This is a genomic window from Haloechinothrix aidingensis, from assembly GCF_013450155.1.
Taxonomy (GTDB): domain Bacteria; phylum Actinomycetota; class Actinomycetes; order Mycobacteriales; family Pseudonocardiaceae; genus Haloechinothrix; species Haloechinothrix aidingensis.
The window spans coordinates 23,681-39,136 of record NZ_JACCKD010000003.1 but is presented as its reverse complement, the minus strand read 5'-3'; the positions used below and the strand labels follow the sequence as shown (position 1 = coordinate 39,136).

The 15,456-nt window shown below is 70.6% G+C and carries 12 protein-coding genes and 1 pseudogene; 9 read left to right on the top strand and 4 right to left on the bottom strand.

Annotated elements, in window-relative coordinates; genetic code table 11:
• The first annotated feature begins 29 nt into the window (after positions 1-29).
• Together H0B56_RS08560 and H0B56_RS08555 are read left to right on the top strand one after the other, a co-directional pair.
• Entirely contained in the window at positions 30-1,532 is a 1,503-nt protein-coding gene (locus H0B56_RS08560; protein WP_180892458.1) for a leucyl aminopeptidase, read from the top strand.
• 11 nt (positions 1,533-1,543) lie between these two features.
• Positions 1,544-2,776, top strand: a complete 1,233-nt coding sequence (locus tag H0B56_RS08555; protein WP_180892457.1) for an SMI1/KNR4 family protein — start codon at positions 1,544-1,546, stop codon at positions 2,774-2,776.
• Positions 2,777-2,799: 23 nt separating this feature from the next.
• Here the strand turns inward: H0B56_RS08555 and H0B56_RS08550 are convergent, their stop codons facing one another.
• On the bottom strand, positions 2,800-3,159 hold the full coding sequence (locus H0B56_RS08550) for an oxidoreductase (protein ID WP_180892456.1): 360 nt from the start codon (positions 3,157-3,159) through the stop codon (positions 2,800-2,802).
• 282 nt (positions 3,160-3,441) lie between these two features.
• Here H0B56_RS08550 and lpdA point away from each other — a divergent pair, with 282 nt between their 5' ends.
• From lpdA to lipB, 4 genes are all read left to right on the top strand, one after another.
• Positions 3,442-4,815 carry a dihydrolipoyl dehydrogenase gene (lpdA, locus tag H0B56_RS08545; RefSeq protein ID WP_180892455.1) on the top strand — a complete coding sequence of 458 codons (1,374 nt, stop codon included), beginning with the start codon at positions 3,442-3,444 and terminating at the stop codon, positions 4,813-4,815.
• Positions 4,816-4,882: 67 nt separating this feature from the next.
• Positions 4,883-6,760: a 2-oxoglutarate dehydrogenase, E2 component, dihydrolipoamide succinyltransferase gene (sucB, locus tag H0B56_RS08540; protein WP_180892454.1), complete on the top strand. Its 1,878-nt coding sequence runs from the start codon at positions 4,883-4,885 to the stop codon at positions 6,758-6,760.
• 93 nt (positions 6,761-6,853) lie between these two features.
• Positions 6,854-7,735, top strand: coding sequence for a TIGR01777 family oxidoreductase (locus H0B56_RS08535; protein ID WP_180892453.1), 882 nt, complete (start codon positions 6,854-6,856; stop codon positions 7,733-7,735).
• 58 nt (positions 7,736-7,793) lie between these two features.
• Entirely contained in the window at positions 7,794-8,543 is a 750-nt protein-coding gene (lipB, locus tag H0B56_RS08530) for a lipoyl(octanoyl) transferase LipB (RefSeq protein ID WP_180892452.1), read from the top strand.
• A 200-nt stretch (positions 8,544-8,743) separates the two neighbouring features.
• On the opposite strand, the pseudogene H0B56_RS08525 reads toward lipB, so the two are convergent.
• Positions 8,744-9,325: pseudogene (locus tag H0B56_RS08525) on the bottom strand (TetR/AcrR family transcriptional regulator); the annotation flags it as partial.
• Between the two features lie 213 nt (positions 9,326-9,538).
• Between H0B56_RS08525 and H0B56_RS08520 the strand changes: the two are divergent.
• The 3 genes from H0B56_RS08520 (at position 9,539) to H0B56_RS08510 (ending at position 12,197) form a co-directional block, all read left to right on the top strand.
• Positions 9,539-10,087: a hypothetical protein gene (locus H0B56_RS08520; RefSeq protein ID WP_180892450.1), complete on the top strand. Its 549-nt coding sequence runs from the start codon at positions 9,539-9,541 to the stop codon at positions 10,085-10,087.
• A 65-nt stretch (positions 10,088-10,152) separates the two neighbouring features.
• Entirely contained in the window at positions 10,153-11,133 is a 981-nt protein-coding gene (locus tag H0B56_RS08515; RefSeq protein WP_180892449.1) for an oxidoreductase, read from the top strand.
• A 281-nt stretch (positions 11,134-11,414) separates the two neighbouring features.
• Positions 11,415-12,197, top strand: coding sequence for a DedA family protein (locus tag H0B56_RS08510; RefSeq protein ID WP_343063813.1), 783 nt, complete (start codon positions 11,415-11,417; stop codon positions 12,195-12,197).
• Between the two features lie 56 nt (positions 12,198-12,253).
• Here H0B56_RS08510 and H0B56_RS08505 read toward each other — a convergent pair whose 3' ends face one another.
• Together H0B56_RS08505 and H0B56_RS08500 are read right to left on the bottom strand one after the other, a co-directional pair.
• Positions 12,254-13,303, bottom strand: coding sequence for a saccharopine dehydrogenase family protein (locus H0B56_RS08505; protein ID WP_180892448.1), 1,050 nt, complete (start codon positions 13,301-13,303; stop codon positions 12,254-12,256).
• 132 nt (positions 13,304-13,435) lie between these two features.
• A complete protein-coding gene (locus H0B56_RS08500; RefSeq protein WP_180892447.1) occupies positions 13,436-15,388 on the bottom strand; it encodes an aconitate hydratase in 1,953 nt (650 codons plus the stop codon).
• Positions 15,389-15,456: the final 68 nt, after the last annotated feature.

Below are 15,456 nucleotides of genomic sequence, written 5' to 3'. Positions count from 1 at the left end.
TACCCGCGATCGACACGCAAGGAGTCACCGTGACCGTGCCCCAGTTCGCGCTCGTAGACAGCCGTGACGACGCTGTGACCGCAAGCGACAGCGAAGCGATCATCATCGCGACCCTACAGGGCGAGGACGGGGTCGAGATCGCGAGTGGCTCGCGGGCGGTCGACGCCGCGTTCGACGGCACGCTCGCCGAGGTACTCGCCACTCTCGGCGCCAAGGGCAAGGCGGATGAGGTCGTCAAGATACCCACCCTCGGCAGGCTCGGCCCCGGTCTCGTCCTGGCCGCCGGGCTCGGCAAGGTCGACGACGGCATCACACCCGAGCAGGTCCGGCGCGCTTCCGGCGCGGCGGCACGGGCGCTGCCGAGCGGTACCACGCATGTGCTGTCCACCCTTTCCGTGCTCGACCCGCAGGCCACGGTGGAAGGTACCGCCCTCGGGGCCTACGCGTTCACCGACTACAAGTCCGAGTCCGGCGGCGAGTCCCTTGCCAGGGTCGATCTGCTCAGCCCCGCGGAAGGGTCGTCCCAGGATCACCGTGCCACCGTCACGGCCGCCACGAGCATCGCCGAGGCGGTCATCCTGGCGCGCGACCTCGTCAACACGCCGCCGAACGACCTCTACCCCGAGGTGTTCGCCGACCGGGCACGCGAGCTCGCCGAGTCCGCCGACCTCTCCGTCGATGTCCTCGACGAGCAGGATCTCGAGCGCAACGGCTTCGGGGGCATTCTCGGGGTCGGCGGCGGCTCGGTCCGTAAACCGCGCCTGGTGCGGCTGCGGTACAAGGGCAGCAAGCCGGTCCGGAAGGTCGCGCTCGTCGGTAAGGGCATCACGTTCGACACCGGCGGCATCTCGATCAAGCCTGCCGCCGGCATGGAGAACATGACCTCGGACATGGCCGGTGCGGCGGCCGTGCTCGCCACGATCGTGCTCGCCGCGAAGCTGCGGTACCCCCTCGAGATCACCGCCTACATCCCGCTCGCGGAGAACATGCCTTCGGCGACGGCGTACCGCCCGGGGGACGTGCTGGAGACCTACGGCGGCACGACGGTGGAGGTACTCAACACCGACGCGGAGGGACGGTTGATCCTCGCGGACGCGATCGCGCGGGCGGCCGAGGACGACCCCGACTACCTGATCGAGACCTCGACCCTGACGGGCGCGCAGACTGTCGCGCTCGGCAACAGGACCCCTGGGGTGATGGGCTCCGACGAGTTCCGCGACCGGGTCGCCGACATCGCGCGGCGCACCGGCGAGGGTGGCTGGGCGATGCCGCTTCCGGAGGAACTGCGCGGCGAGCTCGACTCCCGGATCGCCGATATCGCCAACGTGACCGGCAACCGCTGGGGCGGCATGCTCGTGGCGGGGGTCTTCCTCCGCGAGTTCGTCGCCGAGGACCTGCCCTGGGTGCACATCGACGTGGCCGGACCCGCGTTCAACACCACGGGCGCGTGGGGCTACACGGGCAAGGGGGGAACCGGCGTCCCGGTCCGCACGATGGCCGCCGTGCTCGCCGACCTCGCCGAGCGCGACTAGCGGAACCGGCGATGTACCCGCCGCACGGTCCGGTCCCGGCGCCCCCGGTCACTGACTGGGATCCGGACTCCTACGTCGAGCTGGCGGCCTCGACCGCGCTGACCGCGCCGCCCGCCCGGCTGGCAGCCACGGTCGGCCACGCCGCGGTCCTGCTCGCGGGCTGCGGGTTCGCAGGCGAGTCGGACCGGTTGATCACCACGTGGCGTCGCACGGCGGGATCGGCCGTCGAGGAGTTGTTCACCGACGCGGTGACGCGGCGGGCGGTGGTGGTACTGGCCGCCCACCGGCCAGCGGTGCCGGGGTGGGCTGCCGAGCTCGTGCCGCCCGACCTCAATGCCGAGCAGCGGGCGCATCGCGCGTACCTGAGCAGGCGGCAGCACGCCCCGAGCGACCTGCTCGGCCGGCTCGTGGGAGATGCCGGCGCGGAGGCGGCCACCGAGCTGGCGGGCGACCTCGCGAGCAGCGACGCACGGTCCGGGGACGGCGCGGAGCCGGAGCCTGCCGACCCGCTGCGCCCGATCGCGGCCGAAGCCGATGACGCCGCGCTCGCCGGGGACATCGAGCTCGCGCGTGCTGCGCTGCACCGCTGGGCCTTCGCGGCGCGCGGAAGGGCGTGGCCACCGGTGGCGATGCTGGCAGGATGCCGCAACCTCGCGGGGCTGCTGCTGGAGGGCGCACTCGCCGGGCCCCTCGGCGTCGGTGACTCGTGGGCACAGCGCTGCGCGGGCGAGCTGCAGGCCGTGCTGCGCGGCAGGCACCCGAGGGAGCACCGCGACAGATCGGGTGAGCGCACCATGGGCGAGCTCGTCTCCGCGATCCTGGCGGCCCGGCATCATCCCGACGTCGAGCCTCCGCCGGTGCCCTCCCCCGCTCCGGAGCATCGGGTGAGCGAGGCGGAGCGCACGCTCGGCGTGGCGCTACCGGCGGACTACCGGGAGTTCCTGCGGACCTGTGACGGCCTGCCGTCCGATGTGGTCTTCCCCCGGCTACTCGGCGCCGCCGAGCTGTACAGCAGCACCGAACGCGGCATCGTGATCAGCGCTCCCGGCCCGACCGGCGTGCTCGTACTGCTGGTGCGGGGCCGGTCCGCGGCACGCACGGGAGCCCGCGACGACGGCGCGGCGGGCCGTGGCGCGACGACGTGGTACGCGGCCGAGTGGGATCCGCAGCTCGGCACGAGCATGCACACCGGCTTCCGCCCGCTACTGGAACGGCACCTGCACCTGCTGGAGCAATGCCGGTGAACCGGAGCACACGGACGGGCCGGTCACGCCTCGCCCCGTTCCCGCCGCCGCCTGTCGAGGATCTTCTGGCGCTCGGTGTAGTCGCGCATGCGTTGCGGGTAACCGACCTTGGATACTTCGTAGACCGGCATCGACCGCTTGTGCCCGAACTCCTGGGCGGCATCCAGGCTGCCGATCCTGCGACGGGTCCATTCGCCGTCATGCGCGATGAGTACGACGGTCGTCTCCGTGATCCGGGTGGGGGGTTCGACGAACGCCTCGACTCCCCGCCGCTGGGCGGCCCACTCATCGAGGTGCGCGATGTCGTTCGACGTCGACTTGCGCACACCTCCTGGCGCCCCACCCGACTTGCGACGCTTGCGGAACGAGTCGAAAAGACCCACCGAGAACCACCTCAGCTCCTGTCGGGCCACGCTCGCGCGCGCGGCGCTCGGTCACCGGCTCCACCGGCACGACAAGTACGACCGCGCGTAATCCACCGGCCACGGCCGTGCTGCTGTCTCCATTATCACCACGATCACGTGCCTGTTGCTCACGCGCACTCGCGGGTAACTCGCTACCGTGGCAACCGTAGTGACAAGATGACGTGTGCCACCGGCGGGACCGTACCGTCGGCAGCGTACGACCACGACCCATTGTCGTCGCCTTCGCAAGGAGAGTTCGAAGTGTCTGATACATCCGCTGACCTGGTGATCCTTGGTGGCGGATCGGGCGGCTATGCCGCGGCGTTCCGTGCGGCCGAGTTGGGCCTTTCCGTAACCCTGATCGAGAAGGACAAGCTGGGAGGGACGTGCCTGCACCGTGGTTGCATCCCGACCAAGGCCCTGCTGCACGCGGCCGAGATCGCGGACGCGGCACGCGACAGCGACCAGTTCGGGGTGAAGGCCACCTTCGACGGCGTCGACATCGCAGGGGTCAACAAGTACAAGGACGGCATCGTCAGCCGCCTGTACAAGGGTCTGCAGGGGTTGACCAAGGCCCACGGCGTGACCTTCGTCGAGGGCAGCGGAACGTTGGTCGACCAGCACACCGTCGAGGTCGACGGGACCAGGTACACCGGCCGGAACGTACTGCTGGCCACCGGCTCCTACTCCAAGACCCTACCCGGACTGGAGCTGGGCGGCCGCATCGTGGCCAGCGAGCAGGCACTCACGCTGGACTACGTACCCGACAAGGTCGTCGTGCTGGGCGGGGGCGTGATCGGAGTCGAGTTCGCCAGCGTCTGGGCCTCCTTCGGTGCCGACGTGACGATCGTCGAGGCTCTCCCCCGGCTGGTGCCCGCTGAGGACGAGTTCGCGTCCAAGCAGCTGGAACGTGCCTTCCGCCGCCGCAAGATCGGGTTCAAGACAGGGGTGAAGTTCACCGAGGCGGCCCAGACCGACAACGGGGTGACCGTCTCGCTGGAGTCCGGCGAGACACTGGACGCCGATCTGTTGCTCGTTGCCGTCGGCAGGGGACCCAACACGGCGGGCCACGGCTACTCCGAGGTGGGCGTCGCCATGGACCGCGGCTTCGTCACCACCGACGAGCGCATGCGTACCAACCTGCCCGGCGTCTACGCTGTCGGGGACATCGTCGACGGACTGCAGCTCGCCCACCGCGGGTTCGCACAAGGGATCTTCGTGGCCGAGGACATCGCGGGTCTGAACCCGGAGCCGATCGACGAGGCAGGCATTCCCCGGGTGACCTACTGCCATCCCGAGGTCGCCTCGGTGGGGCTGTCGGAGGACGAGGCTCGCCAGCGTTACGGATCCGACGTCACCACCTTCACCTACGATCTCGGGGGGAACGGCAAGAGCCAGATCCTGAAGACATCCGGAGCGGTGAAGTTGATCCAGGCACCGGACGGTCCGGTCGTCGGCCTGCACCTGGTGGGCGACCGCGTCGGTGAGCTCATCGGGGAAGCACAACTGATCTACAACTGGGAGGCGTTCCCCGCAGACGTCGCCCCCCTGATCCACGCCCACCCCACGCAGACCGAAGCGCTCGGCGAGGCGCATCTCGCGCTCGCGGGCAAGCCCTTGCACGTGCACGGCTGATCACGGCCGAGCGCACGACTACCGTGAACAACCGGCTTCGAAACAGACACTGAGGAGTCAGCAAGAGATGGCCTTCTCCCTCACATTGCCGGAACTCGGCGAGAGCGTCACCGAAGGCACCGTCACCCGGTGGCTCAAGCAGGAGGGCGACCGCGTCGAGGTGGACGAACCCCTGCTGGAGATCTCCACCGACAAGGTCGACACCGAGGTACCCTCCCCCGTCTCCGGCACCGTGACGCGGATCGTCGCAACCCAGGACACGACCGTCGAGGTGGGCGCCGAGCTCGCCGTCATCGATGACGGCTCGGGGGGCGACGCCGCCCCGGCCGAGCAAGCCCAGCCGCAGACACAGCAGCAAGCCCAGCAGCCCGCTGCCGAGCAGGATGCCGCCCAGCAGGCCACACAGCAGGCGCCCCAACAAGCGGCCCAGCAGGCGCCCCAGCAGCCGGCCCAGCAGCCGGCAGGGCCCGCACCGGCGACGTCCGGGGGTGGCGGCACCCCGGTGACGCTGCCCGAGCTCGGTGAGAGCGTCACCGAAGGCACCGTCACCCGGTGGCTCAAGCAGGAGGGCGACCGCGTCGAGGTGGACGAACCCCTGCTGGAGATCTCCACCGACAAGGTCGACACCGAGGTACCCTCCCCCGTCGCGGGCACGCTCCTGGAGATCACGGCGCAGGCGGACGAGACCGTGGAGGTCGGCGGCCGCCTCGCGGTGATCGGCGACGCCCCGGCATCCCCGGCCGCCGCCGAGCAGCCCCAGCAGCAGCCCCAGCAGCAAGCCCAGCAGCAAGCCCAACCTGCCCCGTCCCAACCGGCTCAGCGGGAGCAGGCCCAGCCGCAACAGGCCCAGCCGCAGCAGGCGGAGGAACCCGCGGCAGCCGCGAACTCCGGCCGCCACGCCGCACCCGAGACGGCAGCGCCGTCCGGGGGGCCGTCCGGGGGGCCGTCCGGGGACGGTGCGGCACCGGCCGACGGCACCGCGTCGACTCCCTATGTCACACCGCTGGTGCGCAAGCTCGCGTCCGAGCACGGCATCGACCTGAACTCGCTGCAGGGAAGCGGGGTCGGCGGCCGGATCCGCAAGCAGGACGTCACCGCCGCGATCGAGGCCAAGCAGCAGGCGCCCGCGGCGGAACCGGCCGCTCCGGCGGCGCAGGGTCCGCAAGGGGGGCCCGCGGCGGGCTCCTCGGCGACCGCCGCACCCGCCGAGGACACCTCGGGGATGCGCGGCACGACGCAGAAGGCGAACCGGGTCCGGCTGACCATCGCGAAGCGGACCAAGGAGTCACTGCAGAACTCGGCCCAGCTCACGCAGGTACACGAGGTCGACGTCACCAAGATCGCCCGACTGCGTGAGCAGGCCAAGGCCGCGTTCCTCGAACGCGAGGGCGTCAAGCTCACGTTCCTGCCGTTCTTCGCCAAGGCCACGGTGGAAGCGCTCAAGCAGCACCCGAACGTCAACGCCTATCTCGACGAGGAAGCCCAGCAGATCACCTACTACGACGCCGAGCACCTCGCCGTCGCGGTGGACACCGACCGTGGGCTGATCTCTCCGGTGCTGCACAACGCGGGAGACCTCAACCTCGCGGGACTCGCCACCCGGATCGACGACCTCGCCAAGCGCACCCGGACCAACAAGATCACCCCGGAGGAGCTCTCCGGTGGCACCTTCACGGTCACCAACCTCGGCAGCAACGGCGCGCTGTTCGACACCCCGATCATCAACCAGCCGCAGTCCGGGATCCTCGGTGTGGGTGCCGTGGTCAAGCGACCGGTGGTGATCAGCGATATGGATGGCAACGACACCATCGCCATCAGGTCCATGGCCTACCTCGCGCTGACCTACGACCACCGGCTGGTCGACGGCGCGGACGCGGGCCGCTTCCTGACGACGATCAAGCACCGGCTCGAGGAGGCCGCGTTCGAAAGCGAGCTCGGCCTGTAACCGCGCGCCCCCGGTCCGCTGTGCGGGATCCGGTACGCGGCCCGCGCAGCGGAACGCGCACACAGGATCCCGCACAGGCGATAGGGTCTCGACATGCGGATTCTCATCGCGGGGTCGAGCGGGTTCATCGGCAGCGCACTCGTCGACGAGCTGCGTCGCGCGGGGCATGAGGTCCTCAGACTGGTGCGCCGGGAACCGGCCGCCGAGGACGAGCGCCACTGGGATCCCCCGCGTGGCACGCTCGCGGACGGGGCTCTGGACGGTGTCGATGCCGTGGTGAACCTGTGCGGGTCGTCCCTGCTCGGCCGCTGGAGCGCGGCACGCAAGCAGATGATCCGCAACAGCAGGATCGAGCCAACCGAGGTGCTCGCCGAGGCGGTCGCCGAGCGCGGGGTGCCCGTCCTGGTCAATGCCTCCGGGATCGGCTACTACGGCGACACCGCCGGCGTCGCCGTGGACGAGTCGCGCGGCCCCGGCGAGGGGTTCATGGCACAGCTGTGCGTGGAGTGGGAGCGCGCGACCGGACCGGCACGCGAGGCGGGTACCCGGGTGGTGTCGGTGCGCACGGGCCTGGTCCTCGCCGGTCACGGTGGGCTGCTCCGGCTCCTCCGGCCGGTGTTCCTGCTCGCTCTCGGTGGCCGCCTGGGGTCCGGGGCGCAGTACATGTCCTGGATCAGCCTGTCCGACGAGGTCGCCGCGATCCGGTTCGCCGTCGAGCACGGCTCCGTCTCCGGGCCGCTGAACCTGTGCGCGCCGAGCCCCGTCACCAACCGCGAGTTCACACGGGCGCTCGCCCGGCAGGTGAACCGACCGGCGCCGTGGACGGTGCCGGCACCGGTGCTGCGTGTCGCTCTCGGCGAGGCAGCCGAGGAGACCGCACTGATCAGCCAGCGCGTCCTACCGGCCGCGTTGAGCTCGGCAGGATTCGAGTTCGCCCATACCGAGCTCGACACCGCCCTCGGTGACCTGCTGTGACGCCGGGACCCGTGCCGTCCACTCCCGGGCGGCACCGCGGGCGCGGTACGCTCGCGTCGTGACGGACTCGTACCCCAGCTGCCGCGAATCCAGTGAGCCGGTCGTCGTTCGCGAGGTCGGCACCATCGAGTACTCCCGGGCGTGGGACCTGCAGCGCGATCTCGTCACCGCACGCGTGGAGCGGGACCAGCCCGATACGCTGCTCCTGCTGCAACACCCGTCGGTGTACACGGCAGGAAAGCGCACCGAGGACGCCGAGCGCCCCGCGGACGGCACCCCGGTCATCGATGTGGACCGCGGCGGGAAGATCACCTGGCACGGTCCGGGTCAGCTTGTCGGCTACCCGATCATCAAGCTCGCCGATCCGATCGACGTGCTGCACTACGTGCGCCGCCTCGAGCAAGCGCTGATCAGCGTGTGTGACCGGCTCGGGGTGCACACCGGCCGGGTGGACGGCAGGAGCGGCGTCTGGTTACCCGCGGACCGGCGCGGGCCCGAACGCAAGATCGCCGCGCTGGGCATCCGCGTCCAGCAGGGCGTGACCATGCACGGGTTCGAGATCAACTGTAACCCGGACATGACGGCGTTCGACCGCATCGTGCCGTGCGGCATCAGCGACGCCGGCGTGACGTCACTGTCGGCCGAGCTCGGCCGCGATGTGACCGTGGACGAGGTGCTGCCGCTCGCCCGCGAGGCCGTGCTCGCCGCCCTGGACGGCGACCTCGCCGTCGACGACCAGCGCAGCCTGGATCGCGCCGAGGGCCGGGAGGCACAGGCACCCGGCGTGACGTTCGCGTTCCAGGACTGACCGCGCAGGCGGCGGGGCCACACCGGCACGAAGCCGCGCTGGGTGCGACGGCGTGCCCTCGGGACAGCGGACTACCGCTCCCCCGCACCGGACGGGTCGCCTGCGACCTTGGTCCTGATCTTGTCCGCGATGGCCGCGGGGGCCTTCTTCCCCCGTGCCGACCCCGCGTCCGTTTCCGGCCTACCGGCCTGAGCGCTCGCCCGGACCGAACGCAGGACCTGCACGATGACCTCCTCGGTCCGGGCACTGACGTCCTTGGGGTCGGCGGAACCGGCGATCATCGACGCCGCCGCCGACAGGGCCCCGAACAGCAGGTTGGCGGTCACGTCGAGCGGGACCGGGACGAGGTAACCCGAGTCGATCAGGTCATTGAGGATGGACCGGATCACGCCGTAGCTGTAGTGGCTCTCCGCCTCGCGCCACCGTTCGGCACCCATCACGACAGGGGCCTCGTGGATCACGATGCGCTGGTACTCCGGCTCCAGGCAGATCGTGAGGAACGTGCGCAGGCCGTCGACGGCACGGTCCCACGGCGCGCCGTCACCTTCGGTCACCTCGGTGAGCTTGGTGTGCACCCGCCGCTCGACCGCGTCGAAAGCGGCCTCGAAGAGCGCTTGCTTTCCGCTGAAATGGTGGTACAGCGCGCCCTTGGTCACCCGTGCGCGCTTGGCGATCTCGTCGAGCGAGGTGCCGGCGTAGCCACGCTTGGTGAACAGGGTGACCGCGCTCTCCACGAGCGCGGTCCGCGTCGACTCCGAGTAATCCAGCCGTCTGGACCGCATTGTCACCACCCTCACAAGCTTACAAGCCCTTCTCCCGCGCCCGCGCATGGTAACTTCGAGCTGTCGGACCGTACCGTCAGTATGCCGCACACTCACGGTATGACGCAGGTCACGGAGCTCGGCGCCACGCCCGAGTCAGCATGCTGCGTCCGCGTGTGTCCCGCGTGCGCACAGCGGGGGAGCACAGGGCATCAGCGGGGAAGGAGACAGGCCATGAGCTGGGAGGACTTCTACAGGCGCCGCGACACCATCGCAGCCGTCCTGCACGCGGCGGAACGGGCCCCGGACGGTCCGCTGCCGTTCACCGAGGTCGGCGCCGGGCAGGTGTTCCGCGACGAGCGGGAGCTGCTGCTCGCCCTGCACTATCACTGGATGCAACTGATGACGGGCCGGCTGCGCGCGGAGCTCGGCCGGCCGGACGACGGGGACGCCTCCGGCGAGGGCGGCGACGACCTCTCCGGCGACCCCTCCGACGGTGTCTCCCGAGCCTGGCGACGGGCCGCGGACGAGCACCCCACCCTGCGCGCCGTGCTGGACGCCAACCTGGAACGGTATCCGGATGTGGGCACCGCCGCGCTCGAGCGGGAACAGCGCGTACTCGCGGTCGCCGCGGGCCTGGCCGAACCGGACGAGTCCCCGGCCGAAGCCGCCAGGGTCGGTGCGGCGTTCCTCGCGCTGACCCGGCACGGTGCCGCGCACGGTGCCGCGCGCAGCGAGCGTTCCAAGGGCCAGGTGCTCCGCATGCTCGCGCGGAGCGCCTGACGGCACCTGACAGCGCATGCCAACACAGGGTCGTCCGGTCCACCTACGACCAGTAGGGTGATGCCATGGCAGATCAATCCCCTCGAACCGACAGCTGGGACGAGTCACGCATCCCCGACCAGTCGGGAAAGACCGTGCTGGTCACAGGGGCGAACTCCGGCCTGGGGCTCCGGACGGCGAGCGTGCTGGCCGGCAAGGGCGCGCACGTGCTGCTCGCCTGCCGCTCGCCGGAACGCGGCCAGAGCGCCCTCGATGCGGTAACCCGGCAAGCCACGGGCAGCAAACCCCGGCTCGTGCAGCTCGATCTCGGCGATCTGGCCACCGTACGGCAGAGCGCGACCGAGATCCGGGAGATCACCGGAGACCGGCTGGACGTGCTGGTGAACAACGCCGGCATCATGGCGCTACCCAAGGGATCCACCGAGGACGGGTTCGAGCTGCAGTTCGGCACCAACCATCTCGGGCACGCCGCGCTCACCTGGCTGCTCATGCCCGCATTGCGCGGGTCGGCAACCGGCGCCCGCGTCGTCTCGGTGTCCAGCATCGCCGCGACGCAGGCCAAGATCGACCTCGACGACCCCAACTACGAGCGCCGTACCTACAACCCGTGGGGCGCCTACGGCCAGTCCAAACTCGCCAACCAGGTGTTCGCCCTCGAGCTGCACCGCAGGCTGCAGGCGGCCGGTGAGCCCGTCAGCAGCGTCGCGGCGCACCCCGGCCTCACGGCCACCGGCCTGGCAGGCTCGATGGCAGGCAGCTACCGCAACCCGCTGGTCTCCGGGGTACTCCGGGCGGGCTCGTGGTTCAGCGACGCCGTCCTGGCCCAGAGCGTGAACCGCGGCGCCCTGCCCCAGCTGCACGCGGCGACGGCACCGGAGGTCGAGAGTGGCCAGTACTTCGGTCCGGACGGGTTCCGCCAGCTGCGTGGTGCGCCGACCGCGGTCAAGCCGCTGCGCCCGGCACGCGACACCGAGCTCGGCGACCGGTTCTGGGCACTCACCGCACGGCTGACCGGGGTCACGCCGGACCCGGACGGGCGTTCCTGAGGCAGCGGGCGTGGCTACCCGGCAGTGCCCGCACGCCGGCTGACTACCGGTGAGGTGACTCACAGCGCATCGCACTGCCGGATGCGCGTGTAACGCCAGCGGGTGAGCCCGCGTATGGTGACGGAAGGAGTTCCGGGCTCGCAGGGCGGAGTCGACGGCCGGTCAATGTACGGCGCAGCACGCTCCGGGCACCGTGGCACACCGCTCGGGCGCGGGACCGCAGGATGTAACCGATCGTCGCGCGGCCTCGTGCCGGCGTCACGCCACGACTAGGACCCTCTGTGATCACGGAGCTTCTCGCATGGCTGGCCAGCCTGCCGCAGGAACTGTTGATGCTGGCCGCCGGCCTGCTCGTCGCGGCGGAAACCACGCTCGGCTTCGGGATGGTCGCACCTGGTGAGGCCGGCCTCCTGGTTGTGGGGACGACCGCGACCACGACGGGCACGTTCCTGACCATCTGGGCCGTCACCTCGCTCTGCGCGATCCTCGGTTACTGCATCGGTTACGGGCTGGGGAGGTTCTTCGGGCCACGCATCCGGCAGACCAGACCCGTCCGCCGGTACGGGGGCCAGAGCTGGGACTCCGCCACCCGGTTCCTGCGCCGCAGGGGCACGATCGCGGTGATGATCGCCATCTACCTCCCGGTGATGCGCACGCTCGTGCCCGCGGCGGCCGGTGCGGCGGGTCTGCCCTTCCGGAAGTTCCTGCCTGCCTCCGCGGTCGCCGGGATCACGTGGTGCGGGCTGCACATCCTCGTCGGGGCCGCCGCCGGTAAAGCGGCACGCCAGATCGAGGAGGCCATCGGGTACGGCAGCTGGATCCTGCTCGCGCTGCTCGTAGCCGTTCTCGCGCTCGTTGTTCGCCGGAAGCGACGCAAGAAGGCGCTGGCCAGGCAGGAGGACCCGGACCAGGACCGGGCAGGCTCGGCGCCGATTCCGGACCTGTCCGAACCGGGCGCACCGGCACCGAGCGACGGTGACGGCGGCGCGCAGCCGGAAGCCGACCGCACGGCACGCGACGACCAGCGGCACCGCCACGCGCACCTGCCGGCTTCGGGGGACTGATCCCGGCCTCACCGGGACCTCGCGCGCACCGGCACCGGAGCGGCCGGCGTGCTACGTCAGGTCTGGACCGGCTCACCGAGCTCGACGCCGTCCAGCTCGGCGGCGAAGCGCGCACCGAACGCCGTGGACGGGGTGTGCGCACCCGGCGGAACCTCTCCGGCCGCCAGCCGCTCCGCGCTCCGGACCACGCCGTCCGCTGTGAGGGGTAGCGCGTTCGGGCCGCGCAGCGTCATCGTGACGCGCCTGCCCGACGGGTCACGGGCCTCCCCCCACACCTGCGACCCTCCCCGCGAGTCCAGCTCGGCCCCGCGCCGCACGACACGGTCGGCAACGGAACGAGCCGCGCGCTGCACGGTGGCGCGACGCAGCAGCGGGGCGCCGATCCGCTGGAATGCCGGGAGCACGGTTCCGCCCGGCACCACCGTGTAGGTCGTGATGTTCGGGATCCCTGTGGAGCGGTACGCGGAACTGACATCACCCCACGGGATCGCCGTCACGACCCGCTCTCCAGCCGGGAACGCCGCCGTGACCCGTTTGTGCCCGAGCGCGACGTGCCGAAGCGTGCCGTCGACTCGCGCGCGGCCACCATCGCCCGCACCCTCGATGACGGTCTTCACCGTCCCAGGGCCGAGCGCGACGTGTGCGCTGAACGCCAGGTCGAGATAGTTCGCCCGCGGCAGCCGCTCGGCGAGAACCGCTGCGACGCAGTCGGTCGGGACGACATCGAAGCCCGCGCCGGGTAACAGCACGACCCCTGCGCGCTCGGCCTCGGCATGACGCGCGTACACGTCCTCGAAAACGTCGATCTCGCCGGTGATGTCGAGATAGTGGACACCGGCGGCAAGGCACGCGTCGACCATCGGGCGCGCGGTCGCGGAGAACGGGCCCGCGCAGTGCGCCACGGCGTCGATCCCGCGCAACCCCTCACGCACCGCGGCAGGGCTGACCAGATCGAACACCCTGTACTCGAGGCCGAACCGGTCGGCTATCGGCCGCAGCCGCTGCGCGCTGCGCCCCGCAAGGACCGGGCGCAGCCCGCGCGCGGCAGCCAGCTCCGTCACCAGGTGGCCGGTGTGCCCGCTCGCTCCATAGATCATCCACGCCATGTGTCACCAGCCTGCCTGACTCGGCTTAACGTTACCAGTGAGTAACACTAACGTCGCACGACTTCCGCGTCCACCGGGATGTCCGGGCGTGCCGTCTCGGCATGGTCGGCACGCGACCGGTGACCTGTCGCGTCACGAACCGGCGAGCAACGGGATCATCCCACCCGCGAGCACGCAGTCGACCTGGCGTTGCGACAGGCGGTGCCGCAGCGGGTAGCTCTCCGACCGGGACACGTTGTGCATCGTCAGCTCGTCGCCCGCGCGCACCGCCTCGCGGGCCGCCTCGAGCACCAGCTTGTCCCCTGCCCCGATGCGGTCGTAGTCGGCGGCGTCGAGGAACTCGAGAGCGAGGATCCCGAAGTTGGCGAGGTTCTGCCAGTGAATCCGCGCGAACGACTTCGCGATGACCACGCGCAGCCCCAGGTGACGCGGTGTGATGGCGGCGTGCTCCCGTGAGGAACCCTGCCCGTAGTTCTCACCACCGATCACGATGTGCCCGCTGCCGCCTGCGAGCTCCGCGGCCCGCTTCGGGTAGGTCTCGTCGACAGGGATGAACGTGAACTCGGCGAGCTTGGGAATATTGGAGCGGTACGGCAGGGCGCGCGCTCCCGCGGGGGAGATCTCGTCGGTCGAGATGTTGTCACCGACCTTGAGCAGGACCGGTGCTTCGATCCGCTCGGGCAACGGCGGGAAGTCCGGCAGCGCCGAGATGTTCGGCCCCTTGACCAGCTCGACCCGGGTCGCCTCCTCGGCGGGAAGCGGCGGCACGAGCATGTCGGTGTTGACCGACGCCCGCGCAGGCAGCTCCAGCCGGGGCCAGTCGAGGTCGAGCTTCTCGGCGAGCTCACGCGGATCGGTGATCACACCGGTCAGCGCGGAAGCGGCGGCGGTCTCCGGGGAACACAGCCACACCGAGTCCTCTTTGGTGCCCGAGCGCCCTGGGAAGTTCCTCGGGAACGTGCGCAGCGAGTTCTGCCCCACCGCGGGTGCCTGCCCCATGCCGATGCACCCCATGCAGCCCGCCTGGTGTATACGCGCTCCGGCGGAGATCAGGTCGAACGTGGCCCCCATCTTGGTGAGGTCGGCGAAGATCTCCCGCGAGCTCGGGTTGACGTCGAAGCTGACCGCGTCGTGGGTCTGCCGCCCCCGCACCATCGCCGCGGCAACGGCGAAGTCGCGCAGCCCCGGGTTGGCCGATGAGCCGATCACCACCTGGCTGACCTCGGTGCCCTGCACCTCGGAGACCTCCGCGATGTTGTCCGGCGCGGAGGGCTTGGCGATCAGCGGTACCAGCGAGGACAGGTCGATCTCCTCGGTGACGTCGTAGGTCGCGCCCTCGTCGGCCGCGATCGGCACGAAGTCGCTCGCGCGCTCCTCCGCGGTCAGGAACTCGCGCACGGCTTCGTCCGCGGGGAAGATCGTGGTGGTCGCCCCCAGCTCGGCACCCATGTTGGCGATCACGTGCCGGTCCATCGCCGACAGGCCCTCCAACCCGGGGCCGTGGTACTCGATGATCCGGTTGACGCCTCCCGCGACCGTGTGCCGTCGCAGCATCTCCAGGATCACGTCCTTGGCGGAGACCCACGGGGGCAGCGACCCGGTCAGGCGCACCCCCCAGATCTCGGGCATGCGCAGGTAGAGAGGTCGCCCGGCGATGGCCATGGCCACCTCCAGGCCGCCGACGCCCATGGCGAGCATGCCGAGTGAGCCGGCGGCAGGCGTGTGCGAGTCGGACCCGACCATGGTCTTGCCCGGTACACCGAAGCGCTGCATGTGCGTGGGATGCGAGACCCCGTTGCCCGGCTTGGAGAACCACAGTCCGTACCGCGAGCACGCCGAGTGCAGGAAGGTGTGATCCTCGGCGTTGCGCTCGTCGGTCTGCAGCAGGTTGTGGTCGACGTACTGCACGCTGACCTCGGTGCGCGCCCGCTCCAGCCCCAGGGCTTCGAGCTCCTGCATCACCAGGGTCCCGGTCGCGTCCTGGGTGAGGGTGTGATCGATGGCCAGCGCGATCTCCTCGCCCGGCTCCATGCTGCCGCTGATCAGGTGTGCGGCGATGATCTTCTGCGCGACGTTGCGTGTCATGTCGTCCGTATACCCCCGGTGCGGTGGCTTCAACCATTCCATGGTCAGTATCCGCGTCACACCGGTCG

What these genes read in the sequence shown, in the direction of transcription:
- H0B56_RS08555 (WP_180892457.1), top strand. Translation starts at nt 1,544, where the DNA reads ATGTACCCGCCGCACGGTCCGGTCCCGGCGCCCCCGGTCACTGACTGG.
- sucB (WP_180892454.1), top strand. Translation starts at nt 4,883, where the DNA reads ATGGCCTTCTCCCTCACATTGCCGGAACTCGGCGAGAGCGTCACCGAA.
- H0B56_RS08535 (WP_180892453.1), top strand. Translation starts at nt 6,854, where the DNA reads ATGCGGATTCTCATCGCGGGGTCGAGCGGGTTCATCGGCAGCGCACTC.
- H0B56_RS08520 (WP_180892450.1), top strand. Translation starts at nt 9,539, where the DNA reads ATGAGCTGGGAGGACTTCTACAGGCGCCGCGACACCATCGCAGCCGTC.
- H0B56_RS08515 (WP_180892449.1), top strand. Translation starts at nt 10,153, where the DNA reads ATGGCAGATCAATCCCCTCGAACCGACAGCTGGGACGAGTCACGCATC.
- H0B56_RS08505 (WP_180892448.1), bottom strand. Translation starts at nt 13,303, where the DNA reads ATGGCGTGGATGATCTATGGAGCGAGCGGGCACACCGGCCACCTGGTG.
- H0B56_RS08500 (WP_180892447.1), bottom strand. Translation starts at nt 15,388, where the DNA reads ATGACACGCAACGTCGCGCAGAAGATCATCGCCGCACACCTGATCAGC.